Origin of the sequence: Microbacterium meiriae (assembly GCF_040685015.1) — a bacterium.
Taxonomy (GTDB): domain Bacteria; phylum Actinomycetota; class Actinomycetes; order Actinomycetales; family Microbacteriaceae; genus Microbacterium; species Microbacterium meiriae.
This window is the reverse complement of sequence record NZ_JBFBHD010000002.1, coordinates 1194084-1208898: the sequence shown is the minus strand read 5'-3', so window position 1 is coordinate 1208898 and position 14815 is coordinate 1194084. Positions and strand designations below refer to the sequence as shown.

Here is a 14815-nt window from a genome sequence, read left to right as displayed (position 1 = left end):
CTGCGCATGCCCCGCCCCGTACATGTCCCCAGGTTCTGCACCGGCGCGGAAGACCGGGGCAGGGTAGCGTAGGTGGGTGATGTCACGCGAGAGCCCGGGGCGGGGACCGCTGTACCGGCTGTACACCAGCCGGCTGCGTCGTCAGCTCGATCCGGCCTCCGTTCCGCACCATGTCGCGATGATGATCGACGGCAATCGCCGGTGGGCGCGGCAGCTCGGATTCGACACCCCGGCCGAAGGACACCGTGCGGGGGCGGCCAAGATGCAGGAGTTCCTCGGCTGGTGCGATGAGCTCGGGGTACGGGTCGTCTCGCTCTACCTCCTGTCCAGCGACAACCTCCGCAAACGGGACTCGGCCGAGCTCGCCGATCTCATCGAGATCATCGCGGAGCTCGCCGAGGCGCTATCCCAGAAGGGGAACTGGCGGGTCAAGCACGTCGGCCGCTCCGACATCCTCCCGGTCGAACTGGCACGGGTGCTCGCCGACGCGGAGGAGCGGACGAAGGACCACACCGGACTGCACGTGAACCTCGCGGTCGGCTACGGCGGCCGGAACGAGATCGTCGACGCGGTGCGCAGCATCATCACGAAGCATGAGGCATCGGGTGGCACGCTGGAAGACCTCGCGGCGCACCTCACTCCGGAGATGATCGGGGAGCACCTCTACACGGGCGGCCAGCCCGACCCCGACCTCGTGATCCGCACGAGCGGCGAGCAGCGGCTGAGCGACTTCCTGCTGTGGCAGAGCGCGCACAGCGAGTTCTACTTCGTCGAGGCCTTGGGGCCGGACCTCCGCCAGGTCGACTTCCTCCGCGCGATCCGCGACTACGCCGACCGCGACCGCCGATTCGGACGCTGATCCGGGAACCGCGCGCGCGTGTCACAATGACGCAGTGAGCTCCTTCGACGACTACATCGGAACGTTCGACGCCGAGCCCGGGTACCTGAACTGGGCGGCGTTCGGCCCCGTGTCACCCTCGGTCCGTGCCGAGGTGTTCGCGGACGCGGACCTGCTCGGCAGCGGTCGGCCGTCGTCGCTGGCCCTCGTGGGAGAGCGGATCGGGCAGGCGCAGGAGGTCATCGCCGAACTCCTCGGCGCGGACGCCGCGGAGGTCACGCTGCAGCCGTCGTCGACGCACGGCCTCATGCACGCGCTCTACGGGGTCTCCGGCGCGGTCGTCGCGAGCACGGCGGAGTTCCCGAGTGTGAGCCTCACTCTGGAGCGCGCGGCGACCGCGTCCGGCCGCGCGGTCACACCACGGTGGATCACGCCCGAGGACGGACGGGTCACTCCCGACGCCGTCAGTGCTGTCCTCGACGACGAGGTCGTCGCCCTCGCCGTCAGCCACGTCGACTTCCGCACCGGCTACCGTGCCGACCTCGCCGCGCTGCGTGACGTCCTCGGCCCTGATCGCCTCCTCATCGTCGATGCCGTGCAGTCCTTCGGTGTGATCGACGCCGACTACAGCGTCACGGACGTCGTCGTCGGGCACGGGTACAAGTGGCTGCGCGCGGGCCGGGGCACCGGGTTCGCCTGGTTCTCGCCGCAGGCGCGCGAGCGCATCGCACCCGTGCTCTCCGGCATCACCGGGACGACGGCGAGCGGACTCTTCGTCGACGAGCTGCCCGCCCCGGCACCGGACGCGAAGGCGTACACGATCAGCGTGCCGGACACGCTCGCCGCCGGCCGGCTCTCAACCGGCGCACGTGATGTCAGGGACGCCGGCGTCGCGGCCATCGAAGAGCGGGTCTCCGCGCAGGTGGACGCGGTGATCGAGACCGCCGACCGCCATGGGATCGCCGTCGTCTCTCCGCGCGACCGCACCGAGCGCGCGGGGATCGTCGCCCTCGCACCGGAGGAACCCGCTCGGCTCGCGGCGGCCCTCGCGAACGCCGGACTGGTCGTCACGGCGCGTGGCGAGTCGATCCGCGTCGCACCGCACGCGGGCACCGACGCCGAGACCCTCGCACTGCTCGATGAGACCCTCGGCGCGTTCGGCAAGGAATCGTTCATCGTCCCGTAACGAATCGCTGGCGTGTCTTGTCCGTGGAAAACGCCCGGGCGGTCGTACCTTCAAGGCATCGGGCAAGGCGCCCGGTCGGGTCGGCCTCAGGTTCGCGACTCGTGACCCCCTGGTCGACTCGTTCGAATAGCCGGGAATCCCCGGGTCGGGAGTGGGTCGTGACCACACGTTCAGCGCAGCAGTCCACCAGCACCGCGCAGCAGTCCACCCGTCAGACGACGAGACAGGCCGCGGCCGCAGAACCCGATCAGGATCTGCGCACCTACGTCCTCGACACCTCGGTCCTGCTGAGCGATCCGCAGGCGCTCTTCCGCTTCGCGGAGCATTCCGTGGTGCTCCCGGTGGTCGTCATCACCGAACTCGAGGGCAAGCGGCACGACCCGGAGATCGGCTACTTCGCCCGCCAGGCGCTGCGTCACCTCGACGACCTCCGCGTCGAGCACGGCCGCCTCGACTTCCCGGTGGAGGTCGGCGAGGGCGGCACCCTCCGCGTGGAGCTCGGCAACGCCGACCTCTCGGTGCTCCCGGCCGGCATCCGCCTCAGTGACAACGACAGCCGCATCCTCTCCGTGGCGATGCACCTCGCGCAGGACGGCCAGGACGTGACCATCGTGTCGAAGGATCTCCCGATGCGGGTGAAGGCGGCGTCCCTCGGGCTGCGTGCCGAGGAGTATCTCGCGGAGCAGGCCGTCGACTCGGGCTGGACCGGCATCGCCACCCTCGACCTCTCCGGCGATGACATCAGCGACCTCTATGAGAGCGAGGTCGGGATCAGTGAGGACGTGCACGGGCTCCCCGTCAACACCGGCCTCATCATCCACTCCGAGCGCGGATCGGCCCTCGGCCGGGTCACCGGCGACGGCGAGTTCCGGCTCGTCCGCGGGGACCGGGACATCTTCGGCATGCACGGGCGCTCCGCCGAACAGCGCATCGCGATCGACCTGCTCCTCGACCCCGAGGTGGGCATCGTGTCGCTGGGCGGACGCGCAGGCACCGGCAAGTCCGCGCTGGCGCTGTGCGCGGGTCTGGAGGCCGTGCTGGAGCGGCAGCAGCAGAAGAAGATCATCGTGTTCCGTCCGCTGTTCGCCGTCGGGGGCCAGGAGCTCGGATACCTCCCGGGCGACCAGGGGGAGAAGATGAACCCCTGGGGCCAGGCGGTGTACGACACCCTCGGCTCCGTCGTCTCCGGGAACGTCATCGACGAGGTCGTGGAGCGTGGGTTGCTGGAGGTCATGCCGCTCACCCACATCCGCGGACGGTCCCTGCACGACGCCTTCGTGATCGTGGATGAGGCGCAGTCCCTGGAGCGGAACGTGCTGCTCACGGTGCTCAGCCGGATGGGCCAGAACTCCCGAGTGATCCTCACCCACGACGTCGGGCAGCGCGACAACCTCCGTGTCGGTCGGCACGACGGCATCGCGAGCGTCATCGAGACCCTCAAGGGACACGGCCTCTTCGGACACGTCACGCTGACCCGCTCGGAGCGCTCCGCCATCGCCGCCCTCGTCACGGACCTCCTGGAGGGCGGCGAGCTCAGCTGACCCGATCCGTGCGGGCGGGCTCTGCACGACCCGGGCCCGCCCGCACGATCGCGTCCCGGCCGCACGAGCTCGTCCCGCCTGTTGGCCCCACCGGCCTCTTCGATCGTGCATCCATGTCGGGCTCGTGCACCTGGAGGTCCAGACGTCACGTCACACGAGCGGGTGGATACACGGTCCCGTCGGGATACACGATCTCCCGGATGCACGATCCGACGACAGTGGTGGGTCGATCAGGGGTGTTCCGTCGTGCAGGCGTATCCAGCTCGTGCATCCGTCCCGCGGGCCCTCGGACGTCGGTAGCGACACCTGCACGATCCTGCACCGTCGGCCGGCTGCCGGGGCCTGAGGGGTCGTGCACGCGGAACGGGGTCGTGCAGGTGGAACGGGGCCGTACGGGCGGAACGGGGCCGTGCGGGCGGAACCGCGGTCAGACGCGGTCGCGGGCCCGGCGCAGAGCCCCTTCGATCGCAGCCTGAACCATGGGCCAGTCGTGCACGACCTGGGCGTAGTCGAAGCGCAGCGTCTCGTACCCGAGTCGCGATGCCGCAGCATCGCGGGAGAGATCGCGGTGGCGCATCTCGGGAGCACCGTGGTGCTCCCGGCCGTCGACCTCGATGATGAGTCGGCCGTCGACCACGAAGTCGACGCGGCCGACACCGGGGATCGAGACCTGCGTCGCGAGGTGCACGCCGAGGATGTGGAGACGGAGGCGCAGGAGGGATTCCAGACCGCTGTCCGCGTCGGAACGGGCGAAGTCCACGAGCCAACGCGCGGACCGGGGCAGCGCGGCGCGGATCCGGGCTCGTGACGCGCTGCCGATCAGACCCAGGCGCCAGGCGGACTCGAACGAGACGAAGAACGACTCGTCACCCTCGCAGGCGTGCAGATGCCGGAGCGCGTCCTCGACAGCCACGATGCCGAACCGGGTGCGTCCCTCGAAATGATGCGGGATGCACCGGCACTCGATGTGCGGGTGCGCGCGGCCGTTGCGCCCGAGCCAGACGTGCGGCGCATCGCTCTCCGACAGCACCCAGACTCCGTGGGCACGTAGCGCGGTGCCGCAGCTGATGGCCCCTCCGTGGGCAGCCGCCGTGAGCACCGTCGCGTCGAGGTCGTGGGTGGCGAACACCCCCGCGCGGACCCGATGGATCCGGCCGGCGCGCACCGCGCGGGACAAGGCGGAGCGGGAGATTCCGAAAGCCCCGAGGTCGCGACCGCGGGCGATGCCTCCGAGACGGTGAAGGGTCGAGACGGGATCGAGCACTCGCCGATTCTGCGTCCTCCGGCGTCACGGCGGGGGCCGAAGGACGTCGTGGGAACGAGTCGGGGTGTCCGCGGATCCGTGGAGGAAGAGTCACCTGCACGATCCGGAGCCGCGGGTAGTCCTGATCCGGGGATTCCGTCGTGCAGACGGAACGTGGTCGTGCATCCGAGGTGGGAACCGAGACGGACGGAAAACGGGAACGGGGCCGGGACGGTGCCGGAAACGACGGATGCCGCGGGGACCGAGGTCCTCGCGGCATCCGTCTTCGAGCGTGGATCAGCCCGGGTGGGTCATCGACAGCAGGTCGAGCTTCTCGTCCAGCTGCTCGAGGGTGAGCTCGCCGCGCTCGACGTAGCCGAGGTCGATCACGGCGTCGCGCACCGTGATGCCCTTGGCGACCGAGTGCTTGGCGATCTTCGCCGCGGCTTCGTAGCCGATGAGCTTGTTCAGGGGCGTCACGATCGACGGGCTCATACCCGCGAAGGCCGCCGCCCGCTCGACGTTCGCCTGCAGGCCGTCGATCGTCTTGTCTGCGAGCACCCGCGAGGCGTTCGACAGCAGACGGATCGACTCGAGCACCGCGGTGCCCATGACCGGGATGGCGACGTTCAGCTCGAACGAGCCGGAGGCGCCGGCCCAGGCGACCGTGGCGTCGTTGCCGATGACCCGCGCGCACACCATGAGCACGGCCTCGGGCACGACGGGGTTGACCTTGCCCGGCATGATCGACGACCCCGGCTGCAGGTCGGGGATGTGCAGCTCGCCGAGACCGGTGTTGGGGCCGGAGCCCATCCAGCGCAGGTCGTTGTTGATCTTCGTGAGCGACACGGCGATCGTGCGGAGCGCGCCGGAGGCCTCGACGAGACCGTCGCGGTTCGCCTGCGCCTCGAAGTGGTCCTTCGCCTCGGTGATCGGCAGCTCGGTCTCGGCCGCGAGCAGCTCGATGACCTTCTGCGGGAATCCGAGGGGAGTGTTGATCCCGGTGCCGACGGCGGTGCCGCCCAGGGGCACCTCGGCCACGCGGGGGAGCGCCGACTGCACGCGCTCGATGCCCAGACGGATCTGGCGGGCGTAGCCGCCGAACTCCTGGCCGAGCGTGACGGGCGTCGCGTCCATGAGGTGCGTGCGGCCGGACTTGACCGCGTCCTTCCAGAGCTCCGCCTTGGCCTCGAGCGCGACCGCGAGGTGGTCGAGCGCGGGGATCAGGGTGTCGATGAGCGCCTGGGTGACCGCGATGTGCACCGAGGTCGGGAACACGTCGTTCGACGACTGCGAGGCGTTCACGTGGTCGTTGGGGTGCACGGTCGATCCGAGGATGCGGCTCGCGAGCGTCGCCAGGACCTCGTTCATGTTCATGTTCGAGGAGGTGCCGGAGCCGGTCTGGTAGGTGTCGACCGGGAACTCGCCGTCGTGTGCGCCGGATGCGACCTGGTCGGCGGCCTGCGCGATGGCATCGGCGATGGCGCCGTCGAGGGTGCCGAGCTCCTTGTTGGCCAGGGCGGCGGCCTTCTTGATACGCGCGAGTGCGGCGATCTGCGTCGACTCCAGGCCCTTGCCGGAGATCGGGAAGTTCTCCACGGCGCGCTGTGTCTGCGCCCCGTAGAGCGCGTTCACGGGCACTCGCACCTCACCCATGGTGTCGTGTTCGATGCGGTACTCGGTGTCGGTCATTCCGAACCCTCCTTGGTTGCGGGGTCGATCCCCTCGGCTTCGATGCCGACCGTGACGACGGGCGCTGCCTCGCCCTCGGCCAGACGATAGTTGGCGCCGACGATGCCGAGACGGCCTTCGGCGACGGCGTTGCTGATGATCTCGGACGACTGCAGCAGGTCGTTGACGGTGTTGCGCAGGTGCTCGCGGCCGACGAGCTCCGCATCGATGTCGGCCACCGTGCCGCCGCCGCTCTCCGCGAGGACCTTGCGGGCGGCAGGGACGATCGGCGCGATGAGCTTCCAGATGTGCGGGGGGAGCGGGTCGGCGTCGATGGCCGTGCCGTCGATGGCGGCACGCACCGCACCGCAGGAGTCGTGCGCGAGGACCACGATGAGCGGCACCTCGAGAACGGCGACCGCGTACTCCAGGCTCGCCACGATCGACTCGCCGATCACCTGTCCGGCGTTGCGCACGACGAACAGGTCGCCGAGGCCGAGGTCGAAGATGATCTCGGCGGCGAGACGGGAGTCCGAGCAGCCGAACAGCGTCGCGACGGGGTGCTGGGCCGCGGTGAGGTCCTTGCGACGGTCGACGTTCTGGTTCGGGTGCTGGGGCTCGTCGCGGACGAAGCGACGGTTGCCGTCCTGCATCTGCTTCCAGGCGGCGGCGGGGGTCAGCGGGTGGGTCATCGGGCCTCCGAGACGGTGCGGATCTGGGGGATGAGCGACTCCGCGAGCTCGGCGGTGGAGTCCGCGGAGCGGGAGCCGTAGAGGAGCACGTAGTCGTCGCCGGCCTGGGTGCCGAGGGCATAGGTGACGTTCGCCTCGGCGCTGGCGGAGCCGGGCTGGTAGACGTCCCACTCCCGGCCGCCGATGCGCACGGTGTCGGTCGGGGCGACGCCGTTCAGCCGCTGCGGGGCCCAGGAGGCATCGGCGTCGAACGCCTGGGCGAGCTTGATGAATCCGCGCTCATCCTGCGCCGCGGGCGCGAGGGTGACCTCCCAGACCACGGGGGCTCCGCTCTGGAGTTCCGCCGCGTTCACCCGCCAGAACTCGTCCGTCTCGGGAACGATCGCCGGGCTGCCCATGGACGACTCGACGTCGGCGGCGATGGCGGCCACGTCGATCGGCTTCGCCGCGACCGGCTCACCGCGGGGGACGAGCGCGATGATGACGACGACGACCGCGAGGGTCACCACGAGGGCGGCGACGAGATTGCGGACCGTCTGGCTCGACCGATAGGCCTTGCTCGACGCGGCCTTGCGCGCTGCGGTCTCGTCAGGTGTCTCCGGCCGACCGAGGTCGGCGTTGATCGCGGGGCCCTTGCTCATGACGCGTCGCTCTCGTCGGCGGTGGCGGTGCGAGCGGCCTCGAGCCGGCGCTTCGCGCCGAGCAGCCACTCCTCGCAACGGGCGGCCAGGGCCTCGCCGCGCTCCCAGAGTGCGAGCGAGTGCTCGAGGGTCGGTGCCCCCTGTTCGAGCTCGGCGACGACCCGCACGAGCTCGTCACGGGCCGCCTCGAACGACAGCGTGTCCACGGGGGTGTCGTTCACGGCGCTCACTCCTCCATCCTACGTCGTGCCTCGGACGCCTCCCGCTCAGGCTTCCTCCGCGATCTCGCCCTCCGAGCGCACCACCAACGACCCTCGGTCCACCGTGAGCGTCAGCGCACTGCCCGCGGGCGCATCGGCTGCATCGCGGAGGATGACACCGCCCTCGAGGTGTGCGATCGCGTAGCCGCGGGCCAGGGTGGCGGCGGGGGACAGGGCGCGCAGCGAGGCGCGCAACTCGCCCGTCCGGCGGCCGGCGTCGTCGAGCTGCCGGGTGACCGCGTCGCGGCCACGGGCGAGGAGCAGGAAGGTCTCCTGCGCGCGCGTGTCGATGATCGGAGCGGGGGAGCGCAGCACGGGACGGGACCGCAGCTGCTCCAGCTGTGCGATGTCGTGCGAGAGGCGCTGGGTGAGGCGCGTCGTGGCGCGGGACCGGAGCTGCGCGATGAGCGCGCGCTGCTCCCCGACGTCCGGAACGACGCGCTTGGCGGCGTCGGTCGGCGTCGACGCGCGCAGATCGGCGACGTCGTCGAGGAGGGGATGGTCGTTCTCATGGCCGATGGCGCTGACCACCGGCGTGGAGGCCGCCGCGACGGCGCGGACCAGGCGCTCGTCGCTGAAGCCGAGGAGGGTCTGCGGGTCGCCGCCGCCGCGCGCGATGATGATGACGTCGACCTCGGGGTCGGCGTCGAGACGGGCCAACGCGGCCAGGGTGTCCGGCACGCAGCGGTCGCCCTGCACGGCGGCGTACGCGGTCTTGAACCGTACCTGCGGCCAGCGCAGCTCGGCGTTGCGGTGCACGTCCTTCTCGGCGTCGGAGCGCTCGCCGGTGATGAGGCCGATGACGTGGGGGAGGAACGGTAGGCGCTTCTTGCGGGCGGGGTCGAAGAGGCCCTCCTGGCGGAGCTGCACGCGCAGCCGCTCCAGGCGTTCGAGCTGGTCGCCGAGCCCGACGTGCTTCATGGCGGAGACCGCGAAGCTGAAGTCGCCGGAGCGGACGAAGTAGTCGGCCTTGACGGCGGCGACGACGTGATCGCCCACACCCAGGTCGGCGGGGATGCGGCCGCGCACGCTCGACCAGACGCGGATGGAGATCTGCGCGTCGGAGCGGGTGTCCTTGAGGCGGGCGAAGACGTTCCCGGCGCGGACGTTCCACGAGGTGATCTCGCCCTCGACCCAGACCGTGTTCCAGCGGGCCACGAAGTCGCGGATGGTGGCGTTCAGTCGGGCCACGGACGTCGGCGCCTGGGCGGTGGAGTCGCGCGGGGCCACGGCATCCGCCGGCGGCGTCTCGCCCGGTCCTGTCGCCGCTTCGAAGACTGTCATCTGCTCCCGTTCCTGCCCGCGCGCTCACCGGCCCCGTCCAGCCGGGCGACGGTAGAATCGAGGGGTGACTTCGACTGCCGTTCATCTTCCCGCTCCTCGCATCCCACGAGTGCGCGCCGCGGCCGGGCGGCTTCAGGATAACCCGGTGCCCGGACACAAGCGCGTCCTGCTCGCCGCCCCTCGCGGATACTGTGCAGGGGTGGACCGCGCGGTGGTCGCTGTGGAGAAGGCGCTCGAGCGCTACGGCGCCCCCGTGTACGTCCGCAAGCAGATCGTGCACAACATCCACGTCGTGACGGAGCTGGAGGCCAAGGGCGCGATCTTCGTCGAAGAGGTCGACGAGGTGCCCGAGGGGGCGCACGTCGTCTTCAGCGCGCACGGCGTCTCCCCGGCCGTCGTCAATGCCGCATCGGATCGCGGCCTGCACGCGATCGACGCGACCTGCCCGCTCGTCACCAAGGTCCACCGCGAGGCCGTGCGCTTCGCCCGGGACGACTTCGAGATCCTGCTCATCGGCCACGACGGCCACGAGGAGGTCGAGGGAACCGCGGGGGAGGCCCCGGACCACGTCACCGTCGTGAACTCGCCGGAAGAGGCCGACACCGTGCAGGTGAAGGACCCGTCGAAGGTCGTGTGGCTGTCGCAGACGACGCTCTCGGTCGACGAGACGATGGAGACGGTGAACAGGCTCCGCACGCGCTTCCCCGAGCTGCACAACCCGCCGTCCGACGACATCTGCTACGCCACGCAGAACCGGCAGGTCGCCATCAAGAAGGTCGCCCAGGGCGCCGATCTCGTGATCGTGGTCGGATCGGCCAACTCGTCCAACAGCGTCCGGCTCGTCGAGGTCGCCCTCGAGTACGGCGCCAAGGCCGCCTACCGCGTGGACTACGCCGAGGAGATCCGCCAGGAGTGGCTCGACGGGGTGGAGACCGTGGGCGTCACCAGCGGTGCGTCGGTGCCCGAGGTTCTCGTGCGCGAGGTGCTCGACGCGATCGGCGATGCCGGGTACCGCGACGTGGAAGAGGTCAAGACGGCGGAGGAGGATCTCATGTTCTCGCTGCCGAAGGAGCTCCGTCAGGATGCCGCGGGTCAGCGCGACGCGCGCGCCCTCGGCGGCCGCGCCTCCGCTGGAGGGGGTGCGTAGCGGTGAACGCCGCGGAGGCGGAGCCGACCCTCATCGGGTCCGTGCAACGCGCGCTCCGCCTCGTCGACATCGTCGCGAACTCCCCACGGCCTCTTCCGGCCAAGATGCTCTCGTCGATCACGGGACTCACGCCGGGAACGACCTACAACCTCGTGCGCACGCTGGTGCATGAGGGGTATCTGAGCGCAGAGCCGGACGGACTCGTGCTGGGAGGCCGATTTCCGTCGTTCCAGCAGCAGATCGACTCGCGCGGGGTGTTCCTGGCGCGGGTGCGCGCCGCGCTGCGCGCAGTGACGGAGGACGTCGGCGCCACGGCCTACCTCTCCCGATACGCGGACGGGGAGATGCACCTCGTCGACATCGTGGACTCCGTGCGGAATCCGCGCATCGAGCTCTGGGTGGGACTGCACGCCAGTGCCCACGCCACCGCGCTCGGCAAACAGATCCTCGCGGCGCTCTCCGAGGAGGATCGCCTGGACTACCTCTCCCGGCACCGGCTCGAAGAGCTCACGCCGCGGACGATCAGCGACCGGCGGACCCTCCTCACCCAGCTCGAGCAGACGCCGGGGTGGGCGGTCGACCGGGAGGAGTACGCGATCGGCGCGACGTGCGTCGCGGTGCCCGTCATCGCGCCCGGTGTCACGGCGTCGCTGGCGGTCTCCCTGCCCGCCGACCGGGCCGTCGTCAACCGCCGACTGGTGTCGAACCTGCAACGCACGGCGCGGCGGCTCTCGCTGCAGCTGGGGGCGGATGCCCTCGACACCGACGGGCCGGACGCGGAGTTCACCATCTGAATTCCGGGGCCTGGTGCGGGCATCGCGGGTTCCCTATGATCGAAGACGTAGTGGCTGACAACGCCCTACTGATCGCCTACGGCGTCCCCAGCGCCGGCGACCAACGGGATGAGGAGCGTCCCCAGCGCTCCACGTCCGCGGCCCCGAGAAGTCCCCACTTCTCCGGGGCCGCTATCGGTTGGGGCCCGATTTCCTGAACGGCCCGCTGAGCCCCTGCCGATACCATGGCGGGATGACCGACCAGCGCCCCCGTTACGGGGAACTCGCCACGCCAGAGGAGCAGCGGAGGGCCGCGGGTCTTCCACCCCTGGCGGAGGTGGTCGCACCGACGGCGCCGTCCCCGGCGCCGGCACCGTCGGCCGCACCGCAGACGTCCGCTCCGGCGCGCCCCCACCCTGTGGACAGGTTCGCGACGATCGCACTCCTCGCCTACGGCCTCGTCAACGTCGTGGTGACCGGTCTGTCCTACCTCGACATCGTTCCCGTCATGAACCAGACCATGGGCATGCTGGGCATCGAGGGCGAGTTCACGAATTACGCCGCGGGCCGCATGTGGGGGACCATCGCCGCCGTGGTGCTCGCTGTCGGCTGGTGCGTCACCGCGGCGCTGTCCATCCGTCGCCTGCGCCGTGGCCGCGTCACATGGTGGCTCCCGGTCGTCGGGGCGGTGGTCACGGTGGGCATCGCCGCCTTCTGTCTCGTCGTACCGATGATGGGCGATCCGGCCTTCATCGCCTACCTCGACCAGGCGACCGGGACCCGCTGACCCCGCGCGCAGACACGAAAGGGGCCCGGCATGATGCCGGGCCCCTTCGGGTTCGTGCGGACGGTCAGCTCTTCGACTGGCCGTACGAGCCGAGCTGACGGGTCGACTCGACCACGCGGGCGGCCATCGCCGTCTCGGCGATCTTGCCCCAGGCGCGCGGGTCGTACTGCTTCTTGTTGCCGACCTCGCCGTCGACCTTCAGCACGCCGTCGTAGTTCTTGAACATGTAGTCGGCGATGGCACGGGTGTAGGCGTACTGCGTGTCGGTGTCGATGTTCATCTTGATGACACCGTTGGCGACCGCGAGCGCGATCTCCTCGTCGGTCGAACCGGAGCCGCCGTGGAAGACGAGGTCGAGGGGCTTGGCGCCGGTGTTGTACTTCGCGGCGACCTCGGCCTGGATCTCGCCGAGCAGCTCGGGACGCAGCTTCACGCCGCCCGGCTTGTACACGCCGTGCACGTTTCCGAAGGTGAGGGCGGCGATGTACCGGCCCTGCTCGCCGAGGCCCAGTGCCTGCACGGCCTGGTCCACGTCGGCGAAGGTCGTGTAGAGGGCCTCGTTCGAGCCCTCGTGCTGCACGCCGTCCTCCTCGCCGCCGACGACGCCGATCTCGACCTCGAGGATGGCGTTGATGGCCTTCATGCGGGGGAGCAGCTCCTTGGCGATCTCGATGTTCTCGGCGAGCGGGACCGCCGAGCCGTCCCACATGTGGGACTGGAAGATCGGGTTGCGGCCGGCCTTGACCTCTTCCTCCGAGGCGGCGATGAGCGGCTCGACGAAGCCCGCGAGGGCGTCCTTCGGGCAGTGGTCGGTGTGCAGGGCGACGGTGACCGGGTAGTTCTTGGCGACCTCGGTGGCGTAGCGGGCGAAGGCGAGGGCGCCGGTCGCGCGCGCCTTGACCGTGTGGCCGGCGAAGTAGTCGGCGCCACCGGTGGTGACCTGGATGATGCCGTCGGAGCCGGCCTCGGTCAGGCCCTGGAGGACGGCGTTGATCGTCTGCGAGCTCGAGACGTTGAACGCGGGGTACGCGAAGCCGCCTGCCTTCGCGCGGTCGAGCATGTCGGCGTACTGATCCGGGGTGGCGACGGGCATGAGAACTCCTGCGGTAGGTGAAGCCGGGACAGCTGCCACTCTATCGGGGCGGGTGTGCGGCGTCGGCAGGGCGAGGCACGCCGTGGCGGTGGGTCTCCTTCGTCGGTGTTAAGAACCGCGATTTCTTCATAGTCTGCGAGCGGAAAACGAGCCGATCGGTGCCCTCCTCGTGGCTAGGCTGGGAATCATGGTGAGTCTGACTGCCGACCTGAGTCCGCTGCGTCCTGACCGCAACCTCGCGATGGAGTTGGTGCGCGCGACCGAGGCGGCGGCGATCCGAGCCGTGCCGTTCATCGGCCGCGGGGCGAAGGAGGCCGCTGACGGTGCGGCCGTCGACGCCATGCGGGCCTTCCTCGGGACGGTCGACTTCCAGGGCCGCGTGGTGATCGGCGAGGGCGAGAAGGACAACGCCCCGATGCTCTTCAACGGCGAGGTCGTCGGGACCGGTCGCGGGCCCCTCTGCGACATCGCGGTGGACCCCATCGACGGCACGTCGCTGACCGCCGCCGGGCGGCAGAACGCCCTCTCGGTGATCGCCGTGTCCGACCGCGACACGATGCTCGACGCCTCCAGCGTCTTCTACATGGACAAGCTCGTCACGGGGCCCGCCGGTGTGGGCGTGGTGGACATCCGTCTGCCCATCGGCGAGAACATCCGCAAGCTCGCCGGTGCGCTGGACAAGCCGGTGGACGAGATCGTGGTGTCGGTGCTCAACCGCCCCCGGCACGAGCAGCTCATCCAGGAGATCCGCGACGCCGGAGCCGGAACCCGCCTCATGAGCGACGGCGATGTCGCCGGCGGCATCAACGCCGCCCGGCACGACGCCCGCACGGACATGTGCGTGGGGGTCGGCGGCAGCCCCGAGGGCATCGTCACCGCGTGTGCGATCAAGGCCCTTGGCGGTCATATCCAGGGTCGGCTCTGGCCGCGGGACGACGACGAGCGCCAGCGCGGCATCGACGCGGGGCTCGACATGGACAAGGTCTACGAAGCCGACGACCTGGTGCAGGGGAACAACACGATCTTCGTCGCGACGGGTGTCACGGACGGCCAGCTCGTGGCCGGTGTGCGGCGCGAGCGCGGCTACGTCTACACCGAGAGCGTGGTCCTGCGAGGAGCCTCCGGAACTCTGCGCCGCATCGCGTCGGAGCACCTCGTCTCGAAGTGGCTGTGAGGCCTCTCCCGCGGTGATGATCGTGGGCCGGATTCCCGCCATCGTTACCGACCCGGTATCGCCTCCTCCACGGGTCGGCCCCGGTTCGGCGAGCCGTCGTGTCACAATTGTCACTGGGTTTGTCGCCGTCGACGGAGCCGCCAGGCACCGCAGGCACAGGAGGGCGAACGCATGACAACGCAGCACACGAGCGGCTCGAAGAGCGCCGCGCCGACCAAGATCATCACGACGAACACCGGACGCATCCTCCGGGTGAGCGCCGATGCCGAAGCGGCGGCCGTGGCCCCGCCGGCACCCGTCGCGCAGCCGGCCGTCGATCCGGCTCGCCGCGCCGACGTGCTGTTCCGCGTCCGCCGCGCCGAGGGGCACGAGGTCAGTGCCTGGTGGATGATCGGCGCCTTCCTCGCTACGAGCGGCCTCGTCATCCTGCTGCTCAGCGGCGTTCCCGGCGTCGCCTGACGCCCTCGCGGACGGTCGATCCGTCG

15 protein-coding genes are annotated in these 14815 nt (G+C 70.3%); 8 read left to right on the top strand and 7 right to left on the bottom strand.

Annotation, left to right across the window (positions count from 1 at the left end; genetic code table 11):
• Positions 1 to 79 precede the first annotated feature (79 nt).
• From AB0N68_RS14300 to phoH2, 3 genes are all read left to right on the top strand, one after another.
• Complete coding sequence (locus AB0N68_RS14300; RefSeq protein WP_187664116.1) at positions 80 to 859, top strand: isoprenyl transferase; 780 nt, start codon at positions 80 to 82, stop codon at positions 857 to 859.
• Between the two features lie 34 nt (positions 860 to 893).
• Complete coding sequence (locus AB0N68_RS14295; RefSeq protein ID WP_313366444.1) at positions 894 to 2024, top strand: aminotransferase class V-fold PLP-dependent enzyme; 1131 nt, start codon at positions 894 to 896, stop codon at positions 2022 to 2024.
• Positions 2025 to 2182: 158 nt separating this feature from the next.
• On the top strand, positions 2183 to 3565 hold the full coding sequence (gene phoH2, locus AB0N68_RS14290) for an RNA 5'-3' helicase PhoH2 (protein WP_370428680.1): 1383 nt from the start codon (positions 2183 to 2185) through the stop codon (positions 3563 to 3565).
• 427 nt (positions 3566 to 3992) lie between these two features.
• Here phoH2 and AB0N68_RS14285 read toward each other — a convergent pair whose 3' ends face one another.
• The 6 genes from AB0N68_RS14285 to xseA all read right to left on the bottom strand — a co-directional run bounded on the left by AB0N68_RS14285 (position 3993) and on the right by xseA (position 9356).
• Entirely contained in the window at positions 3993 to 4829 is an 837-nt protein-coding gene (locus AB0N68_RS14285; RefSeq protein ID WP_280566563.1) for a type IV toxin-antitoxin system AbiEi family antitoxin domain-containing protein, read from the bottom strand.
• Between the two features lie 276 nt (positions 4830 to 5105).
• Positions 5106 to 6500: a class II fumarate hydratase gene (locus AB0N68_RS14280; protein WP_187663597.1), complete on the bottom strand. Its 1395-nt coding sequence runs from the start codon at positions 6498 to 6500 to the stop codon at positions 5106 to 5108.
• Positions 6497 to 7171 carry a carbonic anhydrase gene (locus AB0N68_RS14275; protein ID WP_187663598.1) on the bottom strand — a complete coding sequence of 225 codons (675 nt, stop codon included), beginning with the start codon at positions 7169 to 7171 and terminating at the stop codon, positions 6497 to 6499. Before AB0N68_RS14275 ends, AB0N68_RS14280 begins: the two co-directional genes overlap by 4 nt.
• On the bottom strand, positions 7168 to 7812 hold the full coding sequence (locus tag AB0N68_RS14270; RefSeq protein WP_187663599.1) for a DUF4245 family protein: 645 nt from the start codon (positions 7810 to 7812) through the stop codon (positions 7168 to 7170). Before AB0N68_RS14270 ends, AB0N68_RS14275 begins: the two co-directional genes overlap by 4 nt.
• Positions 7809 to 8042, bottom strand: coding sequence for an exodeoxyribonuclease VII small subunit (locus AB0N68_RS14265; protein ID WP_187663600.1), 234 nt, complete (start codon positions 8040 to 8042; stop codon positions 7809 to 7811). Before AB0N68_RS14265 ends, AB0N68_RS14270 begins: the two co-directional genes overlap by 4 nt.
• Before the next feature lie 36 nt (positions 8043 to 8078).
• Positions 8079 to 9356, bottom strand: a complete 1278-nt coding sequence (xseA, locus tag AB0N68_RS14260; protein WP_259952167.1) for an exodeoxyribonuclease VII large subunit — start codon at positions 9354 to 9356, stop codon at positions 8079 to 8081.
• Between the two features lie 100 nt (positions 9357 to 9456).
• Here xseA and AB0N68_RS14255 point away from each other — a divergent pair, with 100 nt between their 5' ends.
• The 3 genes from AB0N68_RS14255 to AB0N68_RS14245 all read left to right on the top strand — a co-directional run bounded on the left by AB0N68_RS14255 (position 9457) and on the right by AB0N68_RS14245 (position 12063).
• A complete protein-coding gene (locus tag AB0N68_RS14255; RefSeq protein ID WP_187664117.1) occupies positions 9457 to 10503 on the top strand; it encodes a 4-hydroxy-3-methylbut-2-enyl diphosphate reductase in 1047 nt (348 codons plus the stop codon).
• A gap of 2 nt (positions 10504 to 10505) precedes the next feature.
• A complete protein-coding gene (locus AB0N68_RS14250) occupies positions 10506 to 11297 on the top strand; it encodes an IclR family transcriptional regulator (protein ID WP_187663602.1) in 792 nt (263 codons plus the stop codon).
• A 232-nt stretch (positions 11298 to 11529) separates the two neighbouring features.
• The gene (locus AB0N68_RS14245; RefSeq protein WP_187663603.1) at positions 11530 to 12063 is read left to right on the top strand and encodes a DUF6264 family protein; all 534 of its coding nucleotides are present in this window, start codon (positions 11530 to 11532) and stop codon (positions 12061 to 12063) included.
• Between the two features lie 64 nt (positions 12064 to 12127).
• Here AB0N68_RS14245 and fbaA read toward each other — a convergent pair whose 3' ends face one another.
• A complete protein-coding gene (fbaA, locus tag AB0N68_RS14240) occupies positions 12128 to 13156 on the bottom strand; it encodes a class II fructose-bisphosphate aldolase (protein WP_187663604.1) in 1029 nt (342 codons plus the stop codon).
• 187 nt (positions 13157 to 13343) lie between these two features.
• Between fbaA and glpX the strand changes: the two genes are divergently transcribed.
• Together glpX and AB0N68_RS14230 are read left to right on the top strand one after the other, a co-directional pair.
• Positions 13344 to 14330: a class II fructose-bisphosphatase gene (glpX, locus tag AB0N68_RS14235; RefSeq protein ID WP_060922697.1), complete on the top strand. Its 987-nt coding sequence runs from the start codon at positions 13344 to 13346 to the stop codon at positions 14328 to 14330.
• A gap of 171 nt (positions 14331 to 14501) precedes the next feature.
• Positions 14502 to 14789, top strand: a complete 288-nt coding sequence (locus tag AB0N68_RS14230; RefSeq protein WP_187663605.1) for a hypothetical protein — start codon at positions 14502 to 14504, stop codon at positions 14787 to 14789.
• The last annotated feature ends 26 nt before the right edge of the window (positions 14790 to 14815 follow it).

What these genes read in the sequence shown, in the direction of transcription:
- glpX (WP_060922697.1), top strand. Translation starts at nt 13,344, where the DNA reads ATGGTGAGTCTGACTGCCGACCTGAGTCCGCTGCGTCCTGACCGCAAC.
- AB0N68_RS14230 (WP_187663605.1), top strand. Translation starts at nt 14,502, where the DNA reads ATGACAACGCAGCACACGAGCGGCTCGAAGAGCGCCGCGCCGACCAAG.
- xseA (WP_259952167.1), bottom strand. Translation starts at nt 9,356, where the DNA reads ATGACAGTCTTCGAAGCGGCGACAGGACCGGGCGAGACGCCGCCGGCG.
- AB0N68_RS14275 (WP_187663598.1), bottom strand. Translation starts at nt 7,171, where the DNA reads ATGACCCACCCGCTGACCCCCGCCGCCGCCTGGAAGCAGATGCAGGAC.
- AB0N68_RS14245 (WP_187663603.1), top strand. Translation starts at nt 11,530, where the DNA reads ATGACCGACCAGCGCCCCCGTTACGGGGAACTCGCCACGCCAGAGGAG.
- AB0N68_RS14270 (WP_187663599.1), bottom strand. Translation starts at nt 7,812, where the DNA reads ATGAGCAAGGGCCCCGCGATCAACGCCGACCTCGGTCGGCCGGAGACA.
- fbaA (WP_187663604.1), bottom strand. Translation starts at nt 13,156, where the DNA reads ATGCCCGTCGCCACCCCGGATCAGTACGCCGACATGCTCGACCGCGCG.
- AB0N68_RS14300 (WP_187664116.1), top strand. Translation starts at nt 80, where the DNA reads ATGTCACGCGAGAGCCCGGGGCGGGGACCGCTGTACCGGCTGTACACC.
- AB0N68_RS14280 (WP_187663597.1), bottom strand. Translation starts at nt 6,500, where the DNA reads ATGACCGACACCGAGTACCGCATCGAACACGACACCATGGGTGAGGTG.